The following is a 26,628-nucleotide window of genomic DNA, read 5'->3' as shown; positions in this document are numbered from 1 at the left end:
TGTTCGGCTTCGGGGAAAATGGCAGAGCAACGCCGCCGCGCCGGTCCGTCGTGTGACGTGGGCGGCGAGTTCGGTGTGCGAGGTGACCACGTCGCGGTCGGGGTGGAGGTGGAGTCCGGCGGCTACGGCATACGACGTCAGGAGTTTGTCGATCACCGTTAGAAGCCGACGAGCGAGCCCCCATCCGGTTCGAAGAACACCGAGACGCCGTAGTCGTTCTTGATCCGTAGCGAAACACGCAGCGGATACCAAGAACCGCTCCGGCGATGCCACTACTTACCGGCACCCTCGGGAGCTCCACGTGCAACTCGGGCTACGCGACGAACACAGGCACACCCCCTGCGGCGCGCCGCCACCGGCCGCTGCGGTGCGGCTGAACCACCACCAAGGAGTCCACACCCGTTGCCGGGCAACGGTCCGGCTGGTGTGCGCAGGTCGCTCTCGCCTCGGCCGGGAACCGACGCGTGATCTTGCCTCTATCTGTGTCGCGCCCCCACGTCTTCCGGGTCGATTCGTGAGGTGTCCAGACCCATTGAACCGGGAAAGTGCGTCGCCTTCTTCTGCTTTAGCGTTGGCGGAGCTTGTCTGTCGTCGACGACCTGAATCGGTGGCGGGTAGACGTACGCAACGGTTGGAGGAAAGCAAAGCGATGAAACGAGGTTCCGACGCCGACGCCGGACGTGCCGCCGCGCCTGTTGTCGATTCGGCAAGGGTACGCACGGGAATCGGAATGGTCTGCCGCTCGATGGTGCACGCGCTGGCGGCAATGGCGGCGGTGTTCGCCCTGACCGCAGGGGTGGTCGCGGCTTCACCGGCCGCGAGTGCCGACGAGTCGTCGGTGACCGGTTCGTGGGCCGAGGACGAGCGGACCGTGCAGTTGCGGGTGCATTCGGCGGCGATGGGGCAGGACATCATGGTGAAGGTGCTGCGCCCTGCCGATCGTTCGGTGCCGCGGCCGACGTTGTATCTGTTGAACGGTGGCGGCGGTGGCCAGGACAGCGCGACGTGGCAGAAGAACACCGATGTACTGGGCTTCCTCGCAGGCAAAGACGTGAATGTCGTGCAGCCGGTGGGCGGGCGCTGGAGCTATTACGCCGATTGGCGCTCCCCGGACCCGAAACTCGGTGTGTACAAGTGGAAGACGTTCCTCACCGAGGAGTTGCCGCCGCTGATCGACGCCGAGTTCGCCACCACCGGCGTGAACGCCATCGCGGGCTTGTCCACCTCCGGAACCTCGGTACTGCAGCTGCCGATCGCCAAACCTGGTCTGTATCGAGCGGTCGCGGCTTACAGCGGTTGTGCGCAGATCAGCGACCCGATCGGGCGCGAATTCGTGAAACTGGCAGTCGAGAGCTGGGGCGGCGGCGACACCGAGAACATGTACGGCCCGCCAGAAGACCCGATGTGGGCGGCCAACGACCCGTACCTGCACGCCGACCAGCTCCGTGGCATACGCCTGTTCCTGTCGACCGGGACCGGAGTGCCGGGCATGTACGACGTCTACAACGGTGCTTACGCGCAGCCAGGACCGCGCGGCTACCTCAATCAGCTGGTGCTGGGCGGCGTGATCGAGGCCGCGGTGAACTGGTGCACCCACAACATGCGCGACCGCCTCAATGCCCTCGGTATCCCCGCCACCTACGATTTCCAACCCACCGGCACCCATTCTTGGGGCTATTGGCAAGAGGCGCTGAAGAATTCGTGGCCGGTGCTGGCAGACGGGTTGGGCCTGCCGCACTGACGGCCCGGGGAGGGGGAGCGGCGGGCCGCCCGATCCTTCCTCGGAACTCCGGATCAGCGGCAGCCAGTAGGCCCGGAACCCGGCCGTGGCGGATACTGGCCCGCATGACCGACGTCTTGGTGGACTCCCATTCCCTGCCGGCCGAGTTGCGTCCCTACCTGGAAGGTCTCGTGCGTCGCACCCGCGCTGTCTGTGGAGGTCATCTGATCAGCGTCTTCGCGGTAGGGTCGATCGCGCTGGGTGACTATCGGCACGGGCGCAGCGACGTCGATGTGACAATCGTCGCCGAACCATCGATCCCCGCGCGGGTTCTGCGGGAACTGGCCGAATCGCTCGCCCATCCCTCGCTGCACTGCCCTGCGGCCGGGCTGGAACTGGTGGTCTACGGCGCGGATTTCATCGCCGAACCATCGGGCGCGGCTGGTTACCTCATGGACCTCAACACCGGCCCGATGCTGCCGAACCGCGTCAGCTTCGATCCGGCGGAATCATCGGGCTTCTGGTACGTCATCGATCGTTCCATCGCTCACCAGGACGGGCGTCTCCTGCACGGCACCCCCGTACGGCAGGTGCTCGCGGCACCGTCAGAGCGCGACCTGTACGCGGCGATGCAGGCTTCGGTGCGCGAACACGCCGGGGGAGCAGGGCATCTGGGCGACAACCGGGTGCTGAACGGCTGCCGGACGGTAGCGTTCTGCCGCACGGGTCGCTGGCTGGCCAAACGTGAAGCCGCACAATTGATCGCGACGTCCGAGCAGCATTTTCGCCCCCTCGTCGAAACCGCGCTGCACAGCTTCCAGCGCCCGCGCTCGGCAGCACTTCCGCTGCCCGCGAGCGACGTTCGGACTTTCCTCACCTGGGTGGGGGAGCGCGTCGATGAAGCTGCAACCCGCGCAGCGGTCGGCGGGGAGATGCGGACCCGTGGCGAGGACCGTGGAGCCCTCCGAGGTGAATAGCTGACCTGATCGGGATCGAAAACCGGACTTCCGAAAAATAATGAAGTTACTCGGATATGCGCATCCAACTATAAATCTCTCCTGAACCATGCTCGGTGGAATTGAAGGCTGAGGAACCAAGGGTGTCAGCCCTGTTCGCTAGCGCTTGTCGTGCACCCGCACCGGTACATCGTCGGCCCAAGGCTGGCGGGTGACCATGTCGGCGACTTTCACCTCTCCGCGTTCGAATTCGCCGGTGGCCGCGTCGACGAGGCGGTATTGCTGGGTTTGCTTGTGGATCGGCTGGGCGTCCAGGAGGACCACGCGTACTTCGCCGGGTTCGAAGTGGCAGCGCCGGTGCATGGCGGCGATGAGTTGTTCGTTGTGCATGTGGCCGTCGCCGAAATTCCAGCCCACGGCGGTGCTGCAAATGCGTTCGCCGTCGGTGATGGTGTACTCGTCTTCGCGGCCGGGCGGCATGGCGCGGTGGACGAGGGTGAACAGCGCGCGGCCATGGGTGTTCATGGCCCGGAAGGCGTATCCCAGGTACATCGGAATCTGCGCGCGGTCCTTGCCGTAGAACCGCTCCAGTTGCGCCTGCGGCATGCTCGCGATGGCGACGATGCTCGTGCCGATCTTCTGCGCGGCCGAGGGTTTGATGCACCACATCGTGGTGTCCCAGTTCCCCGCGTAGTAGCGCATACCCGGCAGGAAGGAAATCTTGCGCGGGAACAGGTTCCCGGCGATCACGATACTCGCGGTCACGCCGAACAGTACTGCGACCGGTACCGGATTCCGCAGGCTGCTCAGGCCGAGGTCGGCGTGCGCGACGAACAACGTGGCGATGCCGAAGATCATGAAGACGTTCCACTCCAACGGCACGCCCATCGGAATGGCGGTCAGGATCGCCAGATGGAAGCACACCATGACGGACGCCGCGACGGCAGTCGGCCACCCGCCGTCGGAGAAGAACAGTACAGGCGGAACGCACATCTCGACGACGGTGCCGCCGTGGGCGAAGACGCGGGACAACCGCCCTGGCCGCAGATCGTCGGGGAAGCGTTCGAAGAACGCGCGCTTGAGTGGTTTCGGCCGGAACACCGGACTGTTGGACATCATCGTGGAGACCACGAAAGGGAAGTGCCTGTTCAGCTTCGATGTGGCCGCGCCCATCCAGATCACGACGAAGACCGCTTTCGCGGCGACGATCGAATCGGCTCCCGGGAAGAGGAAGGCGACGGTGAGCGTGGCGTAGACCTCGCCCCGGGCGGCCAGGAAGATCACTTTGTCGCGCAGGCCGATGATCGCCAGCAGGCCGAGGATCGCCGCGACCTGCCAGTGCGGCAACAATCCCACGGTGGTGTCCAGTTCCGGGATCGGGCCGGTGCCGTCGGACAGCAAGGCGACCGTTGTCGCCGCCAGCAGCGCCGCGTACAGCGCGATGTCCCCCTGTGTGCGGTTGTCGCCCTTGGTGAGCGGTATCCGATCCGGCCATGGTGGTAGCCGAATAGTGTTGGGGCGCAACCAATACAGAATCGAGCCCAGCGGCGGAAAGTATCGGTTGTTCAGTGGGCCGAAGCCGCAGCCCAGCCCCACCACCTCGAACAGCAGCGTGTACAGCACGACCTTCTGGAAGACGATCGGTTCCGCCCACCAGGCGCCGACGTTCGTGAATCCGTCGATGCCCGCGGTGGTCAGTGCGACCAGCAGGCCGCCGAGCACATAGAGGCAAATCTTGCCGACGTAGAACAGGTGCAGCACCGCAGGTGTCCCGAAGCCCACTTCGGCCCAGTGCCGCGCCATGGGACGGATGCGCTCGCCGCGCGTGCCCTTGCTCCATTCCGCCAGGTCGACCACGGGCAGGTCGGGCTCGAGAAACCCCATCAAGCACGCTCCCATCGCGAACGCCCGAGGCACGGCCGGGGCCCCGAGGTTCCCGATACGGTGACAGGTGCGGCATTTGCTGTCAACGACTCCCGCGTCGCACCTCGGGTCCGGCTCGGGCAAGATCGAGGCCATGGAGCCGACCCGGAGAGCGCCGCTGCCCAGGAGCGTCGAGGAATTCCGCGTGCTCGCGCACTCCCGGCTGGCGGGATTCCCGCGCATCGAGGTCGCCGACGCGCCCGGTGTGCGCCGCGCGGCGGTGGTGTTGTGCGTGGTCGAAGAGCCCGATGGATCGCCGGCGGTGATCGTCATCAAGCGGGCCTACCGTGGCCGCAACGCCGGGCAGTGGGGATTGCCCGGTGGCCGCTTGGACGAAGGCGAGACCGCGGAACAAGCGGCTTTGCGTGAACTGCACGAGGAATTGGGGCTGCACGCGCGTCCCGGTGATCTGCTCGGCGCGCTCGACGACTTTCCCGCCGCGTCCGGCTTCACGATCACGCCTCTCGTTCTGGCGCTGACCGACGCCACGCGCCTGCGGCCGAACCTCGACGAAGTCCACTCGGTGCACCTGGTCGACCTCGCCCGGCTCGCCGCCGAGGACACCCCGCGCTGGGTCCGGGCCGAGGACGCGGTACGGCAGGCGGAACTGCGCGACGATGCCGCGCCCGCCGACGCAGTCGGCCTGCTGCAGATGCGGCTCGGCCCGAAGATGACCATCCACGCACCGACCGGCGCACTGCTGTGGCAGTTCCGCGAAGTCGTCCTGCTCGGTACAGCGCCTTCCGCGGCCCGAGTCGCTCACTTCACCCAACCCGATTGGACCCATCGGTAGGTCTCCTGCCAGGTCCGGCGGGGGAGGTCCACAGCGCGGGAGCATGTCCGGCCTGCTACCTTGAACGTCGTTCAAGTTCTATGCGGAGGGTTGTCGTGGAGGGTGTCGAGGACTCTCGGGAGCCGAGGGTGGGTATTTCCGCGCGGGACATGGCGCAGATCGCCGTCTTCGCGGCGCTGATCGCGGCGCTCGGCTTGCCGGGCGCCATCACGGTCGGGTTCAGTGGTGTGCCGATCACGGTGCAGACCCTCGGTGTGATCCTGGCGGGTGCGGTGCTCGGGGCACGCAAAGGGACGGCCGCGGTCGTGGTCTTCTCGACGCTCACGATGATCGGCCTGCCGCTGCTGTCGGGTGGTCGTACCGGTCTGACGGCGCTGGCCGGTCCCAGTGCCGGGTACCTGATCGGCTGGATCCCCGCGGCGCTTTTCATCGGACTGTGCACCGCCCGCATCCTGCCGAAATACCCGATCGCGCTCGGCCTGCTGATCAACGCCACCGGCGGCCTGCTGATCATCTACCTGTTCGGCACGGTGGGCCTGTTGCTGCGCACCGACCTGGGGGTCAGGGCGGCCATCACCACCAACTGGGCGTTCATTCCCGGTGACCTGCTCAAAGTCGTCGTCGCGAGCGTCGTGGCCAAAGGAGTGCACCGCGCGTATCCCGGTGTGATCCGTGCCTAGTCACGAACTCGGCGGCGCGGGCGACGCGCCTGCCGTCGACTTCGACGGCCACACCTACACCTACCGCGAACTCGACCGGGCCATCGAGCAATGGATCGTCCGGCACCCGGACGCGGCCGTCTACGACGCATCGGCCCTGCCCGTCGTGGACGCACTGATCTGCGTCTGCGCCGCGGCGCGGCGCGGTATCCCCGTCTTCGTGGAGAATCCCGCCGCCCGCCCGCACCGGACGGGCATACCGCCCGAGGCTCTCTTGCTGGTGACGACATCGGGCTCGACCGGTCGCCCCCGGCCGCTCGCGCGAACGGCCGCTTCCTGGTACGACAGCTTTCCTGCGTTCACGGCTATCACCGGCGTGAAACCGGCCGACCGCGTGCTGATCACCGGGCCGTTGCACGCGACCATGCATCTGTTCGGCGCACTGCACGCCTTGTGGCGCGGCGCGTGCGTCACCGATGACCCGGCGCGAGCCACGGTGGTGCACGCGGTTCCGGCGGTACTGCGCGCGGTGGTGCGCACCTGCCCGCGTCTGCGCACGGCGATCGTCGCGGGCATCGCGCTCGACGACGGCGCCTTGTCGGCGGCCGGGGCGGTGGAGGTCGTCGAGTACTACGGGTCCTCGGAGGTCTCGCTGGTGGCGGCGCGCCGCGTTCCCGAGCCGATGCGGTTGCTCGACGGAGTCGAGGCCGAAGTGCGCGACGGACTGCTCTACGTTCGATCGCCCTACCGTGTGCTCGGCGCGCCCGACTGGTTCGGGGTCGGCGATCTCGCCGAACTGGGGCACGATCGCGAGCTGACCGTACTCGGCAGGGGCGACTGCGCGATCAATGTCGGTGGCACCACCGTGGTCGCCGAGGAGGTGGAGCGCGCCCTCGAATCGCTCGACGGCATCGCCGCGGTAGCCGTGATCGGCTCGCCCCATGCCGTGTTCGGCGAAACCGTCACGGCCGCGGTGCAGTTGGACGACGGCGCGAGACTCGACGAGATCCGGTCGCGAGCGCGTCGCGTGCTGGCCAAGGAGGCGATGCCGCGCCGGTGGGTGCCACTGCCCGCGCTGCCGCGAACCGCCGCCGGAAAGGTCGCCAGGGGCAAGCTGAAAGACTTGCTGACATGAGCCCGGTTCCCGTTCTGGTAGCGCCGCGCCGCACGCCGATCGGCAACGCGGGACACGGATTGGCGGACCTGACCATCACAGACCTGGCTGCTCCCGTGCTGCGTGACGTGCTGGCCTCGCTGCGCGGCGCGGGCATGGACGCCGAAGTGGACGACGTGGTGCTCGGCAATTGCCTGGGACCCGGCGGCGATCCCGCCCGGGTCGCCGCACTGCGGGCGGGGCTGGGTGTGCACGTCCCGGGCGTCACCGTGGATCGGCAGTGCGGGTCGGGCTTGGACGCGGTGATGCAGGCGGCGTTGCGGGTGCGCAGCGGCGCGGACGAACTGATCCTGGCCGGGGGCGTGGAATCGGCGAGCACCGCGCCGTGGCGCTTCTGGCCGCCGGTGGCCGGCGCCGAGCCCGTGCGGTACACCCGGGCTCCCTTCGCGCCACCGGGCTTTCCCGATCCGGACATGGGCGCGGCCGCCGACGATCTCGCACGAGCGCGCGGCATCAGCCGGGAACGCCAGGACGCTTACGCGGCCCGCTCGCACACGCTCGCCGCGGCCACCGACTTCTCCGCGGAGATCGTGCCGATCGGCGACGTGCACCGGGACGAACGTATCCGCGCGGGCATGACCACGACTCGGCTCGCGCGTCTGCGCCCGAGCTTCGGCGTCGACGGCACGGCCACCGCGGGCAATTCCTGCGGCATCTCCGACGGAGCCGCGGTCATGGCGGTCACCAGCGAGTCGATGGCCGCCGGGCTGCCCGCGTTGCGGATCCTCGGCTGCGCGGTCGCCGGATCCGATCCCGCGTTTCCCGGTCTCGGGCCCGTGCCCGCGATCCGCAAACTGCTGCGCCGGACCGGCTTCGGTGTGGCGGACCTCGGCGTCATCGAGATCACCGAGGCGTTCGCCTCTGTGGTGCTCGCGGTGGCCGACGAATTGGGCCTCGACGAGGCCAAGATCTGCCCGCAGGGCGGCGCCATCGCGATGGGACACCCGTGGGGCGCGTCCGGAGCCATCTTGCTGGTGCGCCTGGCGAGTCGAATGCTGGGGGCGGACGGCCCTGCACTCGGTCTCGCGGCCTGCGCCATCGGCGGCGGGCAGGGAATCGCCGTGCTCGTGGAGCGAGTGTCATGAGTGAGATCGTCTTCGACTCGGTGCATCACCGTTTCGGTGAGCGGAAGGTGTTGCGCGACATCGACCTGCGGATCACCGAGCGCCGCGTCGGCATCATCGGGTCCAACGGTTCCGGCAAATCGACCTTGGCGCGCATGATCAACGGCCTGCTGACGCCGAGTTCCGGCGTGGTCACGGTGGACGGCGTGGACGCCTCCCGCAAGGGCGCACAAGTGCGGCGGAAGGTGGGGTTCGTCTTCACCGATCCCGATACCCAGATCGTGATGCCCACGGTCGCCGAGGATCTCGCCTTCTCCCTGCGCCGGACGGGGTTGAGCAAGCAGGAGATCGCGGCGCGCGTGCGGGAGATCCTGGAACGGTTCGGGCTCGCGGGCCACGCCGAGCACCCCGCCCATCTGTTGTCCGGCGGCCAGAAACAGCTGCTCGCCCTCGGCGCCGTCCTCATCCGGCGGCCGGAGGTGATCGTGGCGGACGAGCCGACCACGCTGCTGGACCTGCGCAACGCCAGGGTCGTCGCCGACGCGCTGGACAACGTGGATCAGCAGGTGATCGTCGTGACCCATCAGCTGTCGTTGCTGGAGAGCTTCGAACGCGTCATCGTGATCGATGACGGCGCGGTGGCGTTCGACGGAACACCCGGCGACGCCGTCGCGGCATACCGGGCAGCGGTCGAATGATCGGCCTGTACCGTCCGGGCGATTCGCCGCTGCACCGGATACCGGCCGGGGTGAAGCTGGTGCTGCTGCTCGGGTCGATCGTGGCCACCACCGTGTTCGCCCGGACCCCGCCGCAGGTGCTGGCCGCCGCGGGGATAGTAGCGGGACTGTTCGCGGTGGCCCGGATCCCTTGGCGAGTCGCGCTGGCACAACTGCGTCCATTGGTGTGGATGCTGCTGCTCATCGCCGTTTTCCAAGTGCTGATCACCTCGCCCGCGCGAGCCGCGGTGGTGTGCGGGGTTCTGGTGGTCTCGGTGGCGCTCGCGGCCCTGTTCACCCTCACCACGCGGGTGACCGACATGCTCGACGCCGTCACCCGGTGGCTCGGTCCGCTGCGCGGGGCCGGTGTCGATCCGGAGCGGATCGGCCTGCTGCTGGCTCTGGCCATCCGGTGTGTTCCGCTGCTGGCCGGGATCGTGCACGACGTCGCCGAGGCGCGGCGCGCGCGTGGCCTGCAATGGTCGATGACGGCGCTGGTGACGCCGGTGCTGGTGCGGGCGCTGCGGACGGCCGACGCGATGGGTGACGCCCTCGCGGCACGAGGGGTGGACGATGACTGAACTGCTCGCGGCGCGGATCGCCCGGCAGGTCGCTGCGAATCCGGCCGCGACCGCCGTGATCTCGGGACGCGAGCGGGTGGGTTACGAGCGGTTCTGGTCGAAGGTCGTTCGGGTCGCGGCCGGGCTCGGCGGTATGCGCCGGGTGGCCGTGCTCCCCACCTCCGATGTCGAATCGCTGGTGGCGGTGACGGCGGCGATGCATGCCGGGGTGAGCGTCGTCCTGCTGCATCGTCATCTGCTGCCCGCCCAGCTGAGCCGGGTACTCGCGCTCGCCGAGCCGGGAGCCGTCGTGGCCGCGCCGCAGCAGCACCGGCGATTACGGCGGCTGGGATACGACGGAATCGTGCGGACCGCGACCGCACTCGAATCCGAGGGTGCGGTGGGCCGGGTGGAGCCGGGCGGCGAACTGTTGGTCGGCATCACCTCCGGCACCAGCGGCGAGCCGAAACTCTTCGTGCGCGATCACCGGTCGTGGGCCACGACATTGGATCGCTCCGATCGGACGTTCGACATCGGCGCCGGTGACCGGGTGTCGGTGCCCGGCGTGCTGGACCACACCCATTTCCTCTACGGCGCGTTGCACGCCTTGACCCGGGGCGCGACGGTCGATCTGCGGCCGGTGGGCGACGCGCTGAAAAGCGGCGCGACGCATCTATATTCGGTGCCGACGATCGCGTGGGATGTGGTGCGGGCGGGTATCGGCCGGTTCGGCGGTGTCCGGGAAGTGCTGTCCTCGGCGGCCCGGTGGCCGCGCACGGGCCGGGAAGCGTTGCAGGAGGTCTTGCCCAATGCCTCGCTCGTGCACTTCTACGGTGCTTCCGAATTGAGCTTCGTCTCCTTCGATCGCGGGCTCGGCAGCACGGACGAGAAGTCGGCGGGTGAACTGTTCCACGGTGTCCAGGCGCGCATTCGCGACGGCTTGGTGTACGTGCGCAGTGACATGCTCTTCGACGGCTATCTCACCGCTGACGGTGTGGTCGGCGGTCCGGTCGACGGGTGGATGACGGTCGGCGACCGGGGCGAGGTGATCGGCAACCAGCTGCGGCTGTTCGGCCGGGACAGCGACATGTTGATCCGGGCCGGTCTCAATGTGGAGCCCGCAGCCGTCGAAGCGGCGCTCACGGCGATACCGGGTGTCGCCGAGGCCGCCTGCGTCGGCGTGCCCGACGCACGCATGGGGGAGGCGCCCGCGGCGGCGATCGTGGTGGACGCGGCCGCACCGGGCGCCGAGGAGATCTGGCGGCGGCTTCGCGCCACCTTACCGAGTCCGAGTATGCCGGTGCAGGTACTGGTCGTGGACAGCCTGCCGCGCACGCCGCGGGGCAAGCTGGATCGGGCCGCGCTGGCCGCGACGCTGGCCGCGCACCGTCGTGGCGGTCGCGCTGCCGAGGCCGATCACTGACCGTCGGCGCTTCGGTCCGATGGATGCGGGCTCGCTCGCCTATGTCGCCGAATCGGCGGTGTGACAACTAAACGCGCCGCCCGCTGCACCGGCCGCGCACTGGGCGCGCGGCCGGTGCGGGTCGTTCAGAGCTTCGCTGACAAACCGGCCGACCGGGTCGGCTCGACCGATGACGCGCCGAACCACGTGGTGTAGAACATGATCGCCAGCGCACTGAGCGAAGCAATGAGCGCGATTCCGGACGGAATCGGGTACGCCGCCATCTGCGCGGCGAGGAACCGAATGCACAGCAGCACACCGGTGCAGACCGCGACCCCCATGGCGACGATCCGGACGCGCGGGCGATCCCAGCCCCGGTCCGGGTCGCGCAGCGCGGATTCGACGGTCAGGCACAGCGCCGCGCCCACGATCAGGTCGACGCCGTAGTGGGCGCCGAGGCCGAGTGTCGCGATGAGCGTGCACACCAGCCAGAACGCGCCGCCCCAGCGCAACCACAGCGGGCCGCGCCGGGAGTGGATGAACAGCGACAGTGCCCAGGCGGTGTGCAGCGAGGGCATGCAGTTGCGCGGCGTGATGCCGTCGAAGCGCAGCGCCTCGAGTGAGGACGGCACCGCGGGAACGACATTCGGCCAGACGTCAGCGATCTCGAAGCCCAGGCCCTGCGGTCCGTACGCGAGCACCGGCCCCACCACCGGGAACACCACATACCAGATCGGCCCGACTACCCCGAGTGTCAGGAACGTTCGCACCAGGTAGTGCCGTGGCCACGCACCGGTTGTCACGCCGCGCAACTGCCACGCCGCGACCAGCACGGCCGCCAGCGGAAGCTCGAAATACACCCAGCGCACCACGCCCGAGGCCAGCGGTCCCGCCGCGTCGAGCGCGTGCCCGACCAGCCACGACGGGCTACCGAGGGCGCGGTCGGCGACTTGCACGTACGGATCGAGAACCATCGGGCAGGCCCACGCGGTGATGTCCAACCAGATCTCGCTGACCTTCGTCGCGCAGATCAGCAAGGCGCCGAAGGCGATGGTGCGCAACGCCGTGCGGCGTCGCTGCTCGTCCCACCGCACGAAGGCGATCACCGCCAGTGCGGTCAGCACGATGGTCGGACCGTTGCCGACGGTGAACGGCCGCCCCTCGGCCGCCCTGATCAGAACGAACACCAGGTCGATGGCGATCGCCGCGGCTACGGCGCCGGCACGTGCGCGAACCGTGATCCCGGCCAGCCCCAGCAGGAACCCCGCCCACGGTGTGGTCGCCGATTTGGGCGTTCCGGCATAGTCCCGCAGCAGGCTGGTCAGCGGTCCCAGCGCCCCGATGTGCGCGGCCATCAGCTCACCACCGACCAGCGCGAGCACGATGGCCGCTATACCGCCCCACACGACCACCGGCCGCAACCGACGCTCTCGGAGCTCTTCGGTACCCACTCGCTCGCCCGGTGGGGTCAAGCTCCCTCGCACGTCGTTCACAAGCACCGGGACATCGTAAACACGACGTTAACGACGCATGGACGGGGAGATGCCTACGCGCGGGCGGGTGCCGTGCGGGAGGGCGCGCGATGCGCGGCTGAATCGGCCGGAACGGGAGGGCGCTGATAATGCGGAGAGCTGTGCACGGTCACCCGCGATGACTGTGCTGCCGCACCGGGAAGCTGTGCCGGAGGCATTCCTGGTCGACCTCGGCTATCGGGAGGCGGACGTGCGCACCGCGTTGTCGATGTTCGCCGCCGGAGGGTTCGACACCGCCCGGCCGGACACGCGGCGCTGTTGTGGGCGGAGACCAGTGGAAGCCTCGGGACCGCTCAGGCGTAGTGGTCGCTCAACGGATCGCCGCGTCGCCGAGGGGAGCGTGCCGTTGCCACGGACGCATCCGCTCCAGTTGCGCGGCGACCGCCAGCAGCGTGGTCTCGCCGCCGGGCGCCGCGGCGAGCTGGACGCCGATGGGCAGCCCGGTATCGGAATGTCCGGCGGGAACGGAGATCGCCGGGTAGCGCACCGTGTTGAACGGCGGCGTGAACGGGATGAAGCGGGACACGTCGAGCATGGTTCGCAGAAACCCTTTCCCGGCGAAGGCCCCGACGGTCACCGGCGGGGTCGCCAGGGTGGGCGTGAGCAGGAGGTCGTGCTCGGTGAACCACGCGGCGAATCGGCCTGCCTGCCGCGGCGGGGGAGCGTCGGGTACGCGGTGGATCCTGGTGATCACCCGCCCGGCCCGCGCCACCTTGCGGGTCAGCGGTTCGAGGAGATCCGAGCTCAGGTTCGTGGTGTCCTCGGCGACGCCGGCGAAGTAGCGTGCGAGGAACCCGAGCGCGTCCTGCGGCCGCCACGGCGGCGGCGCCTCGGTGACGGTATGGCCCGCTGCGCGCAGCGCTTCGGCCGCGTCCAGCATCGCCGTGCGCACCTGGGGGTCGACGGATGCCCCGAGCACCGGTGACCGGGTGGTCATGCCGATCCGCAGCGGCCGCTCGAGCGGAGGCGGCGTCCGGTAGCGGTCGTCGGCGGCGAGCACCCCGAGCAGGAGCGCCGCGTCGGACACCGTGGTCGCGAGCGGGCCGAACGTCGATATGCCGAGCCAATTCGAGCCGAGTTCGGCAGGGCGCGGGATCACGCCGTCTCCGGGCTTCAGGCCGACGAGCCCGCAGCAGGACGCGGGGATACGGATCGATCCGCCGCCGTCGGAACCGACCGCGAGCGCGGCCATCCCGGTGGCGACCGCCGCCGCGCCGCCGCCGGTGGAGCCGCCCGGCGTGTACGCGTGGTGCCACGGATTGCGGGTGACCCCGTGCGCGGCGCTCTCGGTGACCGGCCACTGACACAGCTCGGGCACATTGGTCTTGCCGATCAGCAGCGCGCCGGCGGCGCGCAACCGGCCGACCAACTCGCTGTCGGAACCGGCCGCGGTCTGGCGTGCCGCGCGGGATCCGTTGCCGGTCGCGCTTCCGGCGAGGTCGAGGTTGTCCTTCACCGCCACCGGAACCCCGGCGAGCGGAAGGTCACGAAGATCGCCGCGGGTGGCAAGAGCACGGGCTTCGTGGCGAACCTGCTCATGGCGCACGATCCGGAAGGCGTTGAGCCGCGGGTCCAGTGCCGCGATGCGGGCCAGGTGCTCGTCGACCACCTCGAGCGGCGATACCGTCCGGCTCCGGACTCCCGCCGCGATCTCGGTCGCCGGCGCGCCCGCCCATGTCATCGCATTCTCCTCGGTACCTCTGATCGCGACGACCGCTGCCGCATCGCCACCAGCCTTCGCGACTCGCCGCCCACGGTAATCCTCGACGGGTGAACCCACAACGACCGGCTCCGTCGTTCCCGCGCATGGGAACGAGCGACGCGACGCAGGGCGAGTGCCTCGCACTCGCGATGCAGGCGAGCTGGTCGGACCGAGAGCATGTCGCGCCGGAGATCGCCGCGGGTGCGGCGCGCGCCGGCCGGGAACTGCGACGAATCGGGCTCGGCTCGGCGAATGATCAGGTCGTGCGATAGGTGCGCGCCACGAGTGCCGAGCGCAGGTACCACAGGCCCGAGGGCTGGGACGGGTCGAAACCGGTGAGCTGTCCGATCCGCTTGAGCCGGTAGTCCACGGTGTTGGTGTGCACGTGCAGCACGCGTGCCGTGCGCTGCCGGTTGAGGTTGTTGGCGATGTGGCGTCGCAGCGTTTCCAGCAGCTCGGGATGCGCGTCCAGCGGGTCCAGCAGCGAGCCGAGATACTCGCGGCCGGGCCCGGGTCTGGTCAGCTGGTATTCCAGTGCCAGTTCGTCGAAGCGGTAGAGCCCGGCGACCGCCTGCAATCGCTGCACCATGTCGAGCAGTTCGTGCGCCTGATCGGCGGCGGTGGGGATCTTCTCGGGGGTCGCCTCGACCATGGTCGCGGTGACGCCCACCTGTGCGGCGTGCGACAGCTGGGTGACCAGCGCCTCCAGCTGCTCGTTGTCCAGATGGCCGGACGGGATGAGCACCGTGCCGCCGTCGACGCTCAGCAGCGACAGCACGGCCTCGCCGCAGCGTGTGGCCAGTTCGGCCTGGACCCGGCGCAGTTTCCGGCGCGCGACGACCTTGCCGTCCACCATCGGGTTGCGTTCCTCGCGGTGCGGCGGGATCGCCACGGCCAGAACGGCATACGACGACGCGATGGCGATGCCGCACTCGCGCGCCATGGTGGAGGTGCTGTGCCCGCCGAGCAGCGCGGAGGTCAGCGTGTGCACGGCGGTGTGGTGCTCGCTGACCACCGCGCGAAGCTCACGGACGTAGGCCATGGAGACCGCGGAGTTGATCATGTCGAGCATCTCGACGACCATCTTGGCGCCGTCGACGAGATCGTCGTAGTCCTTCATCGTCGCGTCGGATACCACCAGGTCCAGGCCCATCTTGAAGCCTTCGTGGATGGAGTGGTGGATGGTGTCGATCGGCACCCCCTCCCGCGCCCACCCCGCGGCGGCGTCGCCGAGCCGCTGGAGTTTCTCCGGAAGGTCCTTTCCGTCGAGCATGCTCACCGCCAGCTCCAGACAGACCCGGGTGATGGTGGTGACGTCGCCGGCGATCGCGTCACCCGGTAGCGTCCCGCACGGGATGACGTTCTCGACGAAGTGCCCGACCATCTGACGCGATAGCCCGCGGACATCCTTCAGCGGGGACGACATCGGCTTCCCCGACAGGGTCAGGCTCGGCCGGGCCGAACTGTCGACGGACATTGGCGACTCCCTTCCGCCCACGATTGGTGTGCAGCGCATTCACACTAATCGGTAGATCTCCTTCGCGGACCCGATCGACTGGTTCTGTGAGAGCTGGGGGGGACCGGTCGGTGCGGGGTTGTGAGCGATCACAGTACCGGGCCGGACAGCGGCTACCGACCCCTCAGCGGGCGGCGCCGGGTTCGGTCGTTGCCGCGAGCGCGGACGGACATGCCGGTAGGATCACCCGCGCCGGGCATGGCCATGTAACGAGGGTCTTGTCCGGCACGTGTCGTGTCCTGGAAGGTGTGCAGTGCCCATCTGCCGCGCACGCCACGGCGGAAAGGCAGTGCGGACGCAACGATAGGGGCAGGGCGATGACACCGGCTCTGAGATGTCTTGTCTGGGAACTGGACAACACCTTGTGGGACGGAGCCGTGTGCGACGCGACCGTCGGCGCGTTACGACCCGCGGCCCTGCGCACCCTGCGCGTGCTCAGCGAGCGCGGGATCTGGCATGCCGTGGCCAGCCGCGGCGAGCGCGAATGGACGCTGGACAAGCTGTACCGGTACGGCGTGTACGAGATGTTCTCGGCCATCGAGATCGGCTGGGGCCCCAAATCTTCGGCGATCATGCGGATCGCGCGCACCCTCGGACTCGGGCCGGAGGCCATCGGTTTCATCGATCACGAGCCGGTGGAGCGCGCCGAGGTTGCCCGTGCGTTGCCTGCCGTGCGCTGTTACGCCGCCCGCAACGCCGATGTCCTGCCGGTGCTGCCCGACTTCCGTCCGGTGTTGCGCACCGGTCCCACTCCCACGCCGCCGCTCGGGTTCGCCCGGGTGCCCGCGCGCTGAGACGAGCGCGGTGTGCCCACGTAATACGCGCCCGGCCTGCGGGATCGCGTGACCGCGCCGGAGGCTTCCCAGCTGCGCGAGGAACGCGCTGGAGTCGTATCGTGTTGATGGACAATGCGGTATCGGTGAATCGGCGGCGATAGGTTGTCACCATGAAGTGCTATGGCGTAACCGCGAACGATGCCGAATCGTGGACCGAGATCGCCAACAGCTTCGTTCCCATGGACTACCGCTACGGCGATCCGGAACGATGGTATTCGGGGCTGACGGTTCAGGAGTCGGCCGTCTACCGGTTGTTGCGCTGGGAGCAGCGGGGAACCAGTACCTCCTACCGCACCCGGACGAACATCCGCCACGGTCCGTGTGACGACTTCTATTGGGTCGTCGTCCCCCAGCGGGGCGTGTACTCGGTGCGCTACCGCGGGGAGGAGACGCGAGCGCGACCCGACCAGGCCGCGGTGACCGCGCTCGACGATCTGTGCCAGATCCACATTCCGCTGCTGTCGGCCTACGCGTTCCAGCTTCCCCGTGCCGAACTGGACCATCGCGCGGGACCGCTCGCCGAACGCGGTATGACGATCGACCTGAACTCCGGGCTCGGCCGGATCACCCAGGCCATGATCCGCAGCACCCACGACGAACAGTCGAATCTGTCCGACCGTGAGTTCAATGCCGTCTGTGACCGGATCGCGGAGTTGCTCAGCCTGATCTCGCTCGGCGAGACCGGTCCGCAGCGAACCCATCACGCACAAGTCGTCGCGCAGATCCGGCAATACGTGCGAGCCAATGTCGGCCGCAGTGACGTGCGCCTGCCCGCGGTGGCGCACGCGCTGGGCTGGTCGCCCCGCCAGTTGCGCTCGGTACTGCAGCAGGCCGGCACCACCTACCGCGACGTGCGGCGGGACGAAGCCCTGCGCGCCGCACGCGACCTGCTCGAGGACCCGGCGCGGGAGGACAATCCCATCAGCGAGTTGGCGGTTCGCGCCGGATTCACGCCAGCATGGTTCTCCGCGGCGTTCAAGGCGCGCTTCGGTGAGACGCCGCGGGACTTCCGGCGCCGCCGTGCGGCCGAACGCGCCGCGCCGGGCGGCGCGCGTGAGCCGGTGCCGACGTCCTGAACCGGACGGCGTCCGGAATCAGGAGGGCAGCAGGGTGATCGAGAGTCCGCGCAGCCGGGCCGCGTCGGCGATCACCCGGTATCCCGCCACCCGGTCGCCGCGCACCGTGACAGTGAGCGCCAGCAGCAGCCTGCCGCGCGGCGCGACCACGATGCCCGGGTGACCGTCCACCAGCGCTGGCGCCGCCACCTGTGCACGACGCCGGAGCAACACGGTCTCTCCGGCCACCGAGGCCGCACCGCGCACGGTCGTGGCCACTCCGGCGGGAAGCGCGGCGGCGTCGGCCGTGCGGACCACATCGGGCGCCAGGACAGCCAGGAGCGCGTCGAGGTCGCCGTCGCGTGCTGCGCCGAGAAACGCCTCGAGGACATGCCGCTGCGCGGTGAGTTCGGGGGTGGCATCGGCATCCCGCACGCGGTGTCGAGCCCGGCTGGCCAGCTTCTTGGCGGTCGGCGTGGTGCGTCCGACAATCGGCCCGATCTGGTCGAACGGCACCGCGAACAGGTCGTGCAGGACGAACGCGATCCGCTCGTCGGGGCCGAGCCGGTCCAGCACCACCAGCAGTGCCCGGCCGACCGAGTCGATCAGGACTGCCTCATGCTCCGGTTCGTTCTCCTCGACGCGGCTTTCGAGCCGGGCCGGGTGGTCGAGCGGTTCCTCGCGCCGCGCGGCCCTGGCGCGCAGCAGGTCCAGGCAGATCCGCGACACGACGGTGGTGAGCCAGCCCGGCAGGTTCCGTACGTCCTCGACGTCGTGGCGGGCCAGCCGCAGCCAGGTCTCCTGCACCGCGTCGTCGGCCTCGCTGGGTGAGCCGAGCATGCGGTAGGCGACCGCGTGCAGGTGGCCGCGCTGGGACTCGAATTCTCGCGCGAAACCATCTTCGGTGGGCATCGGTCACCTTTCCGCTCCGTGGTCCGTCATCGAGATGACGGACCGGACAGCGCCCAGGTGACCGGGCGCGCCACCTGACGAAAGGGTATTGCCATGGACATCGCTTACGTCGTCGCCACCGTGCTGGCAGCCGCGGCCGCATTGCTCGCGGCGGGCATAGACGTGGTCCGCGCCGAGTGGGTGCGGACGAACATGCGCGCCTACGGCGTTCCGGACTCGTGGCTGACGCCCCTCGCGGTCGTCAAAGCGGTCGGCGGGGCCGGGCTGCTGGTCGGCTTGGCGGTCCCGCCGATCGGGGTTGCCGCAGCGGCCGGGCTGGTCGTCTACTTCGTCGGCGCGGTGCTGACCGTCGTCCGTGCGCGGCAGTACGCGCACATCGGCTACCCGCTGCCATACCTCGCACTCGCGGCAGTATCGCTGGGACTGTCCGTCGCGGCGTAGCTTCGCGGCGACGCGCGCGTGGCACTATTCCGCGAGGATGAACTCGGCCGCCTGCTCACCGATGAACACCGCGGGCGCGTGCGTGTGGCCCCGGATGAGCAGCGGCATCACCGAGGCGTCGGCCACCCGAAGCCCTTGGACACCACGCACTTCCAGCCGGGGCGTGACGACGCTGGCGGAGTCGGTGCCCATGCGGCAGGTGCCGACCGGATGGTAGAGCGTGTGGGCGTAGGAGTTGAGCGTCAGTTCGAGCACGGCTTCCGGTTCCGCGGGCGCCTGGGGCGGGTAGATCAGCGGGCCGAGCACGGCCTTCATCGAAGGCTCGGCCGCGATGGCGGCGCACACCCGCAATCCGGCCATGATGGCGGCGCGGTCGGCCCCTGCGCTGTCGGACAGGTAGCGCGGATCGATCACGGGTTTGGCGGATGGGTCCGAGCCCGACAGGGCGATCCGTCCTCGGCTCTGCGGGCGCAGCAGCACCGTCGCCAGGATCACCCCGTGCTCGGTCGGGTCCTGAAGTCCTTCGTAGTAGAACGGCGCGGGCGCGAACACCAGCTCCAGGTCCGGGAACTCCAGATCCGGCTTGCTGCGCACGAACCCGTACGCCTCGCCGACGTTCGAGGTGAGCATGCCGCGATGGCGGATCAGGTAGGCCAGCAGCTGACGCGGCCGCTCGGCGCCGAACAGCGAATCGCCCGCGACGCTGTAGCCGATGCCCGCGACGAGATGATCCTGCAGATTCGCGCCCACCTCCGGCGCGTGGTGGCGTACCTCGATGCCGTGGCGGGCCAGTTCGTCGCGATCGCCGATGCCGGAGAGCATCAGCAGTTGCGGGCTGTTGATCGCGCCGCCGCACAGCACGACCTCACGCCGCGCCGTCACCGTGTGCGTGCCGCCGCCGTGGCGGTACTCCACGCCCACCGCGCGCGTGCCGTCGAACAGCACCCGGGTGGCCAGCGCCTCGCTGCGCACCGTGAGGTTCGGACGACGCAGTGCGGGCCGCAGGTAGGCGTCGGCGGTGCTCCAGCGGCGTCCGGCGCGCTGGGTGACCATGGTCTCGCTGAACCCCTCCGGCTGCGGACGGTTCGGTGGCTCGACCTGGTAGCCCGCCTCCCGCACCGCGGCCAGGTAGGCGGCGGTGAGACCGCGTGGGCTGCGCTGGCGGGAGACGTGCAGCGGACCCTCGGTGCCTTCGTCGGGGTACTGGGCGTTCTCCACGCGTTCGATGCGGCGGTACTGCTCGACGGCCGCGGCGAAACCCCACTCCTCACCCGCCAGCAGCGCCCACTCGTCGTAGTCCGCCCGGAATCCGCGCACCCACATCATGGCGTTCATCGAGGACGAGCCGCCGAACATCTTGCCGCGGGGCCAATAGATCTCGCGGTTCTTCAGTTCCGGCTGAGGCGTGGTGAGGTAGTCCCAATCCACCTCGGAGCGGAACAGTTTGGCGAATCCGGCGGGGATGTGCGCGAACTTGTTCTTGTCCGGCGGGCCCGCTTCCAGCAACATCACCGTGGTGGCGGGATCGGCGCTGAGCCGATTGGCCACCACCGCGCCCGCCGATCCCGAGCCGACGACGACGTAGTCCGCGGAAAGCTCACCAGGTTGCACTGTTCCCACTCCGATCTGCACCGACTACGGCAAAGATACGAGCATGCCCGCGCCGCGTGGCCGATTTCGGGCAACCCGGCGCGAAGTCGTCCGGCGAAGTCCGCGCTACCGCAGGATCAGCAGCGCGGAGGTTTCGATGCGGTCGGCGATCTCGGAGTACGACCCGTAACCCATGCCCGCCCGCACCAGCGCGCCCGCGTAGAGCAATTCCAGCGATTCGACCACGTCCGGGTCCGGATCCGGACCGAGGGCGCGGATGATCCGCTTGCGGATCTCGGCCCCGATGCGTCCGCGCAGATGCTCCACGTCCGGATCGCGGCCGAGCAGGGCGCTGGTGACCGCGCCGGAGAGCTCCTGCTCGTCGGCCACCAGCATCGCGATGTTCCTCAGCTCGGCGATCACCCGGACGGTCGGGTCCTGGTCCTCGCTGACCGGCGACGGCGACGCGACCAGCCGCCGCCAGAAGATCTCGGCGACCAGATGCTCCTTGGACGAGAAGTAGGTGTACGCGGTGGCCGTCCCGACCCCGGCGGCCGCGGCGACCATCCGGATGGTCATGCCCGCGAACCCTTCCCGCGCCAGCACTTCCACCGCCGCGCGGGTCAGCTTGTCGACGGTGTCGGCCTGCTTGCCGGACAGCCTGCGGCGGGTCGCCTCGAGAATGACGGAATCGGGTTCGGACATGTGTCTGGATCCTACTAGCGGCCCGGGCGGTTCAGTTCTTGGCCGCCGCGATGCCGGCCCGGCGCCCGTAGAAGCTGCCGTCGCCCAGGGAAGCGCCGCTGACGTAGCCACCCGCGCACAGGCCGGAGGTGCACCGGCCGGCCGCGAACAATCCCGGAATCGGCTCTCCGGAGACGTGCAGCACCCGCGAATCGAGGTCGGTACGCAGTCCGCCGAGGGTGAAACCGGCCGTGAAGCCGCGCATGTCGAAGGCCGCCACCGGTCCGCGCAGCGGGCGTACCCATTCCGGCTTCTTGCCCAGCACCGGGTCCGCGCCGCCGGCGGCGTGCAGGTTGTAGCACTCCACGGTCGCCTGCAACGCCTGGCCGGGCAGGCCCATCTCCGCTTCCAGCTCGGCGATGGTCTCCGCCACCCAGGTCGGGGGCTGGCGGAAGAACGGCGTGGAGGTCTCGGTCGTCAGCGCCTCCTCGTAGGACGCTTCATCGATCACCAGGTACGCCTGATTGTCCTGCTGGATCAGCGTCGCCTGGCCGATCCGGCCGGGGTAGGTGTCCTCCGGGATGTAGCGCTGGCCGCGCCCGTTGACCAGGATGCCGCGGGCCAGCAGCTGCGGATCCCCGAAGAACGCCACCTCGGTCGCGTCCATGTGCGCCAGCTCCGCGCCGAGCGCCTGCGCCAGCCGGATGCCGATGCCGTCGTGCTCCTCGATCGCCGCGGCGGGCCTGCCGATCAGTCGCGGCGCGTACCCTTCGATCATCTCCTTGTGGTAGGCGAAGCTCCCGGTGGCCAGCACGACGCCGCGTTCCGCTCGGATGGCGACCGGCTTGCCGTAGCGGCGGGCCAGCACCCCGACCACCCGATCGTCGTCGTCGACGATCAGCCGCGCGATCCGCATGTCGTACTCCGCCCGGATGCCCAGCGCTGCCGCGGTGTCGGCCAGCGGCTTCATGAGCATGTAGCCGCCGCCCTTCTCGCCGGTGCGCTTGTCGGCCATCTGCGGAACATGGCCGCGCGGAGCGGGTTCGGCGATCGCGTTGAAGGGCGCGGCGTTCTCGCCGCCGGAGTACATCAGTCCTTCGTCGTGCGGCGGCTCCCACCCCGGCTCGCCCCAGAACGCCTCGCGGAACGGCACGCCGCAGGACACCAGCCAGTGGAAGTGCTCGACGCTGCCGCGGCAATAGTCGGCGATCTTCGCCTTGTCCACGCCGGGACCGAGCGCCGCGAGCAGGAAGGTCTCCATGTTCTCCGGCGTGTCCTCGAAACCGAGGGCCTGTTGCAGCGGTGTGCCGCCGCCCAGGTAGATGAATCCGCCCGCCAGGGCGGCGGCGCCACCCCAGCCGCCGGTGCGCTCCAGGACCAGCACGTCCGCACCCGCGCGGGCGGCCTCGATGGCGGCGCAGACCCCGGCGATGCCGTATCCGGCGACGACGACGTCGGCCCGGTGGTCCCAGGTCTCGACCCGGCTCGCGCGCAGGGGGCGAATGGTGGTGGCGTCAGACATGGTCAACGAATCCTTCACTGCTCGGCGGGCGCGGACTGCGCGCGGGCGGCCTTCTTCTGCTGCGCCACAATCGTGCCCACCAGGATGTCGAGTTTGGTGCCGTTCGGCCACCCCACGTAGTGACACAGGAACACCGCGATCTCGTGCAGCTGGTCTTCGGTGAGTTCGCCGTTGCGCAGCGCGGCCCCGATCTGGATGCCCGCGGTGTCGATCGCGCCCTGCGCGGCCAGCGCGCCGAGCAACAGCAGCCTGCGGTCGCGGATGGTGAGTCCGGGTCGCGACCAGATGTCGGCGAAGAGGTGGTCGGCGGTGACGGCGAAGTGGGAGCCGGGGTATTCCTGGAACTCGGTGCCGTAGACCTCGGCCATCTTGGCCAGGCCGCGCTGCCGCACGCTGTCGCCGGAACCGTTGTCGCTCATGGGGTTTGCCTTTCCGATGTGAAGGTGCCCGTCCCGACGCCGAGTCCGGGACCGAGCCGGTCGATGGCGAGTGCGGCCAGCGGCAACTCGGTGCCGAGCCGTTCGCCCAATTCCAGGGCGAGACCGAGATCTTTCTCCCCGAGGTCACGCACGTGCCGCAGGATCGGCAGCCAGAAGTCGCCGTCCTGGATCGGGGCGGTGGTGTCGCGCAGCATGATGGCGCCGGGCCCGCCGGTGACCGCGTCGGAGTGGCGCACCACCTTGCCGAGCGCGGTGAGGTCGAGACCGGCCGCCTCGGCCAGGCGTTGCGCCTCGGTGGCCGCGGTGAAGGAGACGAAGTGCAGCAGGTTGCGCGCCAGTTTCATGCGCGTGCCCGCGCCGACCGGCCCGGCGTGCACGATCAGATCCGCGAAGCAGCCGAACGGTTCGCGCACCTGCTCGAACGCCGCGTCGCTGCCGCCGACCATGACCGCGAGCGCGCCGCGGGTCGCGCCGGGCGCGCCGCCGCTGATCGGCGCGTCCACCAGTTCGACGCCCCGGTCGCGGCAGACCGCCGCGAGCTCTTCGGCGGTGCGATCGCTGATCGTGGAGTGCACGGCGACCACGGTGCCGGACGCGGCGGTGCGCAATACGCCCTCCGGACCGGTGATCACGTCGCGGACCTGCGCGTCGTTCACCACGGTGATCGAGATGACCGCCGCCTGCCTGGCGAGCTCGGCGGCGGAGGCGACCGCCTCGGCCCCGGCCGCGAGGAACGGCTCGACCGCCTCGGGCCGCGTGTCGCACACCGCCAGCCCGCCCGGCCATTCCAGCAGGCGCTCGGCCATCGGCGCACCCATGTTGCCGAGGCCGAGGAATCCGATGCGGGCGCTCATGACCGGACGATCTGTCCGCCGTCGACGTTGAAGATCTGCCCGGTGACCCAGCTCGCCTCGTCCGACAGCAGGTACAGGCAGGCGCCGACCAGGTCCTGCGGCGTGCCCATCCGCTTGAGCGGCAGGCGTTTGACGATGTCGTCGACGATCACCTCCGGGGTGACCGCCTTGGTGGCGTCGGTGTCGATCGGACCCGGCGCGATGGCGTTGACGCGGATGTTCGACCCGCCCAGTTCGAAGGCCAGTTGCTGGGTGAGCCCGTTGACGCCGACTTTCGCCAGGCCGTAGAAGCTGGAGTACAGCCACGCGGCGGTGGAGGACTGGTTGACGATGGATCCGCTGCCGCGCTTGGACATGTGCGGCCAGACGGCGCGGGTCATGACGAGCGCGCCGTCCATGTTCACGCTCATGAACTTCCGGTAGTAGTCCCACGGCACGGTCAGCAGCAGGTTCAGTTTCATCTCGCCGTAGATGGCGGCGTTGTTGACCAGGTGGTCGATGCCGCCGAACTCGGCGACGGCGAGATCGGCCAGCGCGGTGGCGGAGTCGGGATCGGACACATCGACCTGTCCGAACACCGCGGTGCCGCCGTCGGCGACGATCTTCTCGACGACCGCCGCGCCGCTTTCGGCGTTCTTGTCGGCGACGACGACGTTCGCGCCTTCTGCGGCCAGCGCCTGCGCGTAGGCGGCGCCGATGCCCTGAGCGGCGCCGGTGACAATGGCGGATCTTCCCGTGAAACGGGCCATGGAGTTCAGCTCCTCTGTGTTGTCCCGCGGCGGTCAGACCGCGGTGGCGATGACTTTGGTCTCGAGGTACTCCTCGAATCCGGCGATGCCCATCTCACGGCCGAGGCCGGATTGCTTGTAGCCGCCGAACGGGACGTCGGCGGAGTACCAGATCCCGCCGTTGACGCCCAGCGTCCCGGTGCGCACGCGTTCGGTGACGCGCCGGATGCGCTCGGGGTCGGTTCCCCAGACCGAACCGGACAGGCCGTAGGGGGAGTCGTTGGCGATGCGGACGGCGTCCTCGTCGCCGTCGTGCGGGATGATCACCAGCACCGGGCCGAAGATCTCCTCGCGGGCGACGGTCGAGCTGTTGGGGACGTCCGCGATCAACGTCGGTTCGACGAAGAATCCGCGCTCGTGCCGGGACGGCCGCCCGCCGCCGACCACGATCCGCCCGCCCTCGGCGCGCGCGATGTCGACGTAGCGTTCGACCCTGGCGCGCTGGCGTTCGGAGATCAGCGGCCCGCACACCGTGCGCGGGTCGGAGGGATCGCCCGGCCGGATCCCACCGAGCGTGGCCGCGGCCGCCTGTACGGCTTGGTCGTAGGCGGCGCGCGGGACCAGCAGCCGGGTGGACAGCGCACACCCCTGTCCGGCGTGCACGCACACCGAGAACGCCGCCACCGAGCACGCCGCGGCGATGTCGGCGTCGTCGAGCACGATGAACGCCGATTTGCCGCCCAATTCGAGAAACGCCTTCTTCAATGTCGTGGCGGCGCCGGTCATGACGGCCCGGCCGGTAGCCGTGGAGCCGGTGAAACTGATCATGTCGACGCGCGGGTCGGCGGTCAGCCGGGCGCCGAGCGAGTGGTCGGCGGAGGTCACGATATTCACGACGCCGGCCGGGATGTCGGTCTCCTCGGCGATGACGGCGCCGACCGCCGCCGCGCACCAAGGGGTATCGGGGGCGGGTTTGAGCACCACGGTGTTCCCCGCCGCCAGCGCGGGACCCAATTTGGCGAAATTGATCTGATGCGGGAAGTTCCAGGGCGTGATCGCCCCGACCACGCCGATCGGCTCCCGGCGCAGCAACCGGCGGGTCTTGATGCCCATCGGTTCGGCCACGCCCAGATCGGTTTCCCAGTCGTAGGTTTCGGCGAGTCCGGCCGCGTAACCCAGGTCGGCGACCGGGCCTTCCAACTGCGGGCCCGCGGTCAGCATCCGCGGGGCGCCGGCCTCGGCGATCGTGATTTCGCGCAGGTCCTCGACGTGGGACTGCAACGCGGTGCGCAACTGCTCGAGGCAGTGGGCGCGGAAGGCGTGATCGCGCGACCAGTCCGTCTCGTCGAACGCGGTGCGCGCGGCGGCGACGGCCGCGTCGAGATCGGCCGCGTTCGCGTCGGCGGCGAGGCCCAGGACTTCCTCGGTCGCCGGGTTCACCGTCGCGAAGACACCGTCGGCGCCCTCGACCAGCTTGCCGCCGATCAGCAGGCGGGACCCGTCGGCGGGCAGAAGGCTGCTCATGGATTACTCCGATACTGTCTGGACACGTGTACGGAATATAGTCTCGGACGGCGATCTGTGGCAATAACAGGTTCTAACTCTGCCATTCTCGACGGTACCGAGCGGGAAGGCGTGTGCTCCGGCCGGATGCGCGCGAGAGGATCGAGTGCGGCATGGAGAAACGGTTGGTGATTCGAGAAGCATTGTCGGGAACGGTGGGTCGGTGGTACTGTCCAGACACATGTCCAGCTATCTGTCTCCGCCCTGGTGGCGGCACGCTGCCGCGAGGCGGAACGTGTTATCGGTTTGGGGGTGTGGGTGATGACTGCGGCGGTGGGGCCGGTGG

General features: G+C 69.4%; 24 protein-coding genes. 12 read left to right on the top strand and 12 right to left on the bottom strand.

The window, feature by feature from the left end:
• Positions 1-745: 745 nt before the first annotated feature.
• Together NA8_RS14625 and NA8_RS14620 are read left to right on the top strand one after the other, a co-directional pair.
• Complete coding sequence (locus NA8_RS14625) at positions 746-1,741, top strand: alpha/beta hydrolase (RefSeq protein ID WP_063051062.1); 996 nt, start codon at positions 746-748, stop codon at positions 1,739-1,741.
• Positions 1,742-1,845: 104 nt separating this feature from the next.
• The gene (locus tag NA8_RS14620) at positions 1,846-2,697 is read left to right on the top strand and encodes an aminoglycoside adenylyltransferase domain-containing protein (RefSeq protein WP_063050936.1); all 852 of its coding nucleotides are present in this window, start codon (positions 1,846-1,848) and stop codon (positions 2,695-2,697) included.
• 138 nt (positions 2,698-2,835) lie between these two features.
• On the opposite strand, the gene NA8_RS14615 is transcribed toward NA8_RS14620, so the two are convergent.
• Positions 2,836-4,560 carry a DUF3556 domain-containing protein gene (locus tag NA8_RS14615; protein WP_063050935.1) on the bottom strand — a complete coding sequence of 575 codons (1,725 nt, stop codon included), beginning with the start codon at positions 4,558-4,560 and terminating at the stop codon, positions 2,836-2,838.
• Between the two features lie 76 nt (positions 4,561-4,636).
• Here NA8_RS14615 and NA8_RS14610 point away from each other — a divergent pair, with 76 nt between their 5' ends.
• The 7 genes from NA8_RS14610 (at position 4,637) to NA8_RS14580 (ending at position 10,988) form a co-directional block, all read left to right on the top strand.
• Complete coding sequence (locus NA8_RS14610; RefSeq protein ID WP_281199029.1) at positions 4,637-5,392, top strand: NUDIX hydrolase; 756 nt, start codon at positions 4,637-4,639, stop codon at positions 5,390-5,392.
• 95 nt (positions 5,393-5,487) lie between these two features.
• Positions 5,488-6,072, top strand: a complete 585-nt coding sequence (locus tag NA8_RS14605; protein WP_174550081.1) for a biotin transporter BioY — start codon at positions 5,488-5,490, stop codon at positions 6,070-6,072.
• The gene (locus NA8_RS14600) at positions 6,065-7,186 is read left to right on the top strand and encodes a class I adenylate-forming enzyme family protein (RefSeq protein ID WP_063050933.1); all 1,122 of its coding nucleotides are present in this window, start codon (positions 6,065-6,067) and stop codon (positions 7,184-7,186) included. The genes NA8_RS14605 and NA8_RS14600 overlap by 8 nt, the downstream gene beginning before the upstream one ends.
• Entirely contained in the window at positions 7,183-8,310 is a 1,128-nt protein-coding gene (locus NA8_RS14595; RefSeq protein ID WP_063050932.1) for a thiolase family protein, read from the top strand. Before NA8_RS14600 ends, NA8_RS14595 begins: the two co-directional genes overlap by 4 nt.
• Positions 8,307-8,987 (top strand): energy-coupling factor ABC transporter ATP-binding protein, encoded by a 681-nt coding sequence (locus tag NA8_RS14590; protein ID WP_063050931.1) that lies wholly within the window; start codon positions 8,307-8,309, stop codon positions 8,985-8,987. Before NA8_RS14595 ends, NA8_RS14590 begins: the two co-directional genes overlap by 4 nt.
• Positions 8,984-9,586 carry an energy-coupling factor transporter transmembrane component T family protein gene (locus tag NA8_RS14585; protein ID WP_063050930.1) on the top strand — a complete coding sequence of 201 codons (603 nt, stop codon included), beginning with the start codon at positions 8,984-8,986 and terminating at the stop codon, positions 9,584-9,586. Before NA8_RS14590 ends, NA8_RS14585 begins: the two co-directional genes overlap by 4 nt.
• Positions 9,579-10,988 carry an AMP-binding protein gene (locus NA8_RS14580; protein WP_063050929.1) on the top strand — a complete coding sequence of 470 codons (1,410 nt, stop codon included), beginning with the start codon at positions 9,579-9,581 and terminating at the stop codon, positions 10,986-10,988. Before NA8_RS14585 ends, NA8_RS14580 begins: the two co-directional genes overlap by 8 nt.
• 125 nt (positions 10,989-11,113) lie before the next feature.
• Here NA8_RS14580 and NA8_RS14575 read toward each other — a convergent pair whose 3' ends face one another.
• The 3 genes from NA8_RS14575 to NA8_RS14565 form a co-directional block, all read right to left on the bottom strand.
• Positions 11,114-12,466: a phosphatase PAP2 family protein gene (locus NA8_RS14575; protein WP_245663838.1), complete on the bottom strand. Its 1,353-nt coding sequence runs from the start codon at positions 12,464-12,466 to the stop codon at positions 11,114-11,116.
• A 343-nt stretch (positions 12,467-12,809) separates the two neighbouring features.
• Positions 12,810-14,180, bottom strand: a complete 1,371-nt coding sequence (locus tag NA8_RS14570; protein WP_084466815.1) for an amidase — start codon at positions 14,178-14,180, stop codon at positions 12,810-12,812.
• A gap of 277 nt (positions 14,181-14,457) precedes the next feature.
• Complete coding sequence (locus NA8_RS14565) at positions 14,458-15,678, bottom strand: PucR family transcriptional regulator (protein ID WP_063050926.1); 1,221 nt, start codon at positions 15,676-15,678, stop codon at positions 14,458-14,460.
• A gap of 356 nt (positions 15,679-16,034) precedes the next feature.
• Here NA8_RS14565 and NA8_RS14560 point away from each other — a divergent pair, with 356 nt between their 5' ends.
• Entirely contained in the window at positions 16,035-16,511 is a 477-nt protein-coding gene (locus NA8_RS14560; RefSeq protein ID WP_063050925.1) for an HAD-IIIC family phosphatase, read from the top strand.
• A 152-nt stretch (positions 16,512-16,663) separates the two neighbouring features.
• A complete protein-coding gene (locus NA8_RS14555; RefSeq protein WP_063050924.1) occupies positions 16,664-17,629 on the top strand; it encodes a helix-turn-helix transcriptional regulator in 966 nt (321 codons plus the stop codon).
• Between the two features lie 18 nt (positions 17,630-17,647).
• Here NA8_RS14555 and NA8_RS14550 read toward each other — a convergent pair whose 3' ends face one another.
• Positions 17,648-18,520, bottom strand: a complete 873-nt coding sequence (locus NA8_RS14550; RefSeq protein WP_063050923.1) for a sigma-70 family RNA polymerase sigma factor — start codon at positions 18,518-18,520, stop codon at positions 17,648-17,650.
• Positions 18,521-18,613: 93 nt separating this feature from the next.
• Here NA8_RS14550 and NA8_RS14545 point away from each other — a divergent pair, with 93 nt between their 5' ends.
• Positions 18,614-18,961: a DoxX family protein gene (locus tag NA8_RS14545; protein WP_063050922.1), complete on the top strand. Its 348-nt coding sequence runs from the start codon at positions 18,614-18,616 to the stop codon at positions 18,959-18,961.
• Between the two features lie 24 nt (positions 18,962-18,985).
• Here the strand turns inward: NA8_RS14545 and NA8_RS14540 are convergent, their stop codons facing one another.
• The 7 genes from NA8_RS14540 to NA8_RS14510 all read right to left on the bottom strand — a co-directional run bounded on the left by NA8_RS14540 (position 18,986) and on the right by NA8_RS14510 (position 26,303).
• Positions 18,986-20,572: a GMC family oxidoreductase gene (locus tag NA8_RS14540; RefSeq protein ID WP_063050921.1), complete on the bottom strand. Its 1,587-nt coding sequence runs from the start codon at positions 20,570-20,572 to the stop codon at positions 18,986-18,988.
• A 105-nt stretch (positions 20,573-20,677) separates the two neighbouring features.
• Complete coding sequence (locus NA8_RS14535; RefSeq protein WP_063050920.1) at positions 20,678-21,256, bottom strand: TetR/AcrR family transcriptional regulator; 579 nt, start codon at positions 21,254-21,256, stop codon at positions 20,678-20,680.
• 31 nt (positions 21,257-21,287) lie between these two features.
• Complete coding sequence (locus tag NA8_RS14530; protein WP_063051060.1) at positions 21,288-22,757, bottom strand: FAD-dependent oxidoreductase; 1,470 nt, start codon at positions 22,755-22,757, stop codon at positions 21,288-21,290.
• A 14-nt stretch (positions 22,758-22,771) separates the two neighbouring features.
• Positions 22,772-23,176 carry a carboxymuconolactone decarboxylase family protein gene (locus NA8_RS14525; protein WP_063050919.1) on the bottom strand — a complete coding sequence of 135 codons (405 nt, stop codon included), beginning with the start codon at positions 23,174-23,176 and terminating at the stop codon, positions 22,772-22,774.
• A complete protein-coding gene (locus tag NA8_RS14520; protein ID WP_063050918.1) occupies positions 23,173-24,051 on the bottom strand; it encodes an NAD(P)-dependent oxidoreductase in 879 nt (292 codons plus the stop codon). The genes NA8_RS14525 and NA8_RS14520 overlap by 4 nt, the downstream gene beginning before the upstream one ends.
• Positions 24,048-24,800, bottom strand: coding sequence for an SDR family oxidoreductase (locus NA8_RS14515; protein ID WP_040866630.1), 753 nt, complete (start codon positions 24,798-24,800; stop codon positions 24,048-24,050). The genes NA8_RS14520 and NA8_RS14515 overlap by 4 nt, the downstream gene beginning before the upstream one ends.
• A 33-nt stretch (positions 24,801-24,833) precedes the next feature.
• Positions 24,834-26,303 carry an aldehyde dehydrogenase gene (locus tag NA8_RS14510; RefSeq protein WP_063050917.1) on the bottom strand — a complete coding sequence of 490 codons (1,470 nt, stop codon included), beginning with the start codon at positions 26,301-26,303 and terminating at the stop codon, positions 24,834-24,836.
• Between the last annotated feature and the right edge of the window lie 325 nt (positions 26,304-26,628).

It is taken from the genome of Nocardia arthritidis NBRC 100137, assembly GCF_001612765.1.
Taxonomy (GTDB): Bacteria; Actinomycetota; Actinomycetes; order Mycobacteriales; family Mycobacteriaceae; genus Nocardia; species Nocardia arthritidis.
The sequence above is the reverse complement of the archived record's forward strand: the minus strand, read 5'-3'. Positions and strand labels throughout refer to the sequence as shown.

Bases quoted from the DNA above. Each gene is read 5' to 3' on its own strand.
- NA8_RS14625 (WP_063051062.1), top strand. From the start codon at position 746: ATGGTGCACGCGCTGGCGGCAATGGCGGCGGTGTTCGCCCTGACCGCA.
- NA8_RS14620 (WP_063050936.1), top strand. From the start codon at position 1,846: ATGACCGACGTCTTGGTGGACTCCCATTCCCTGCCGGCCGAGTTGCGT.
- NA8_RS14615 (WP_063050935.1), bottom strand. From the start codon at position 4,560: ATGGGGTTTCTCGAGCCCGACCTGCCCGTGGTCGACCTGGCGGAATGG.
- NA8_RS14595 (WP_063050932.1), top strand. From the start codon at position 7,183: ATGAGCCCGGTTCCCGTTCTGGTAGCGCCGCGCCGCACGCCGATCGGC.
- NA8_RS14590 (WP_063050931.1), top strand. From the start codon at position 8,307: ATGAGTGAGATCGTCTTCGACTCGGTGCATCACCGTTTCGGTGAGCGG.
- NA8_RS14585 (WP_063050930.1), top strand. From the start codon at position 8,984: ATGATCGGCCTGTACCGTCCGGGCGATTCGCCGCTGCACCGGATACCG.
- NA8_RS14580 (WP_063050929.1), top strand. From the start codon at position 9,579: ATGACTGAACTGCTCGCGGCGCGGATCGCCCGGCAGGTCGCTGCGAAT.
- NA8_RS14570 (WP_084466815.1), bottom strand. From the start codon at position 14,180: ATGACATGGGCGGGCGCGCCGGCGACCGAGATCGCGGCGGGAGTCCGG.
- NA8_RS14565 (WP_063050926.1), bottom strand. From the start codon at position 15,678: ATGTCCGTCGACAGTTCGGCCCGGCCGAGCCTGACCCTGTCGGGGAAG.
- NA8_RS14560 (WP_063050925.1), top strand. From the start codon at position 16,035: ATGACACCGGCTCTGAGATGTCTTGTCTGGGAACTGGACAACACCTTG.
- NA8_RS14555 (WP_063050924.1), top strand. From the start codon at position 16,664: ATGAAGTGCTATGGCGTAACCGCGAACGATGCCGAATCGTGGACCGAG.
- NA8_RS14550 (WP_063050923.1), bottom strand. From the start codon at position 18,520: ATGCCCACCGAAGATGGTTTCGCGCGAGAATTCGAGTCCCAGCGCGGC.
- NA8_RS14545 (WP_063050922.1), top strand. From the start codon at position 18,614: ATGGACATCGCTTACGTCGTCGCCACCGTGCTGGCAGCCGCGGCCGCA.
- NA8_RS14535 (WP_063050920.1), bottom strand. From the start codon at position 21,256: ATGTCCGAACCCGATTCCGTCATTCTCGAGGCGACCCGCCGCAGGCTG.
- NA8_RS14530 (WP_063051060.1), bottom strand. From the start codon at position 22,757: ATGTCTGACGCCACCACCATTCGCCCCCTGCGCGCGAGCCGGGTCGAG.
- NA8_RS14525 (WP_063050919.1), bottom strand. From the start codon at position 23,176: ATGAGCGACAACGGTTCCGGCGACAGCGTGCGGCAGCGCGGCCTGGCC.
- NA8_RS14520 (WP_063050918.1), bottom strand. From the start codon at position 24,051: ATGAGCGCCCGCATCGGATTCCTCGGCCTCGGCAACATGGGTGCGCCG.
- NA8_RS14515 (WP_040866630.1), bottom strand. From the start codon at position 24,800: ATGGCCCGTTTCACGGGAAGATCCGCCATTGTCACCGGCGCCGCTCAG.
- NA8_RS14510 (WP_063050917.1), bottom strand. From the start codon at position 26,303: ATGAGCAGCCTTCTGCCCGCCGACGGGTCCCGCCTGCTGATCGGCGGC.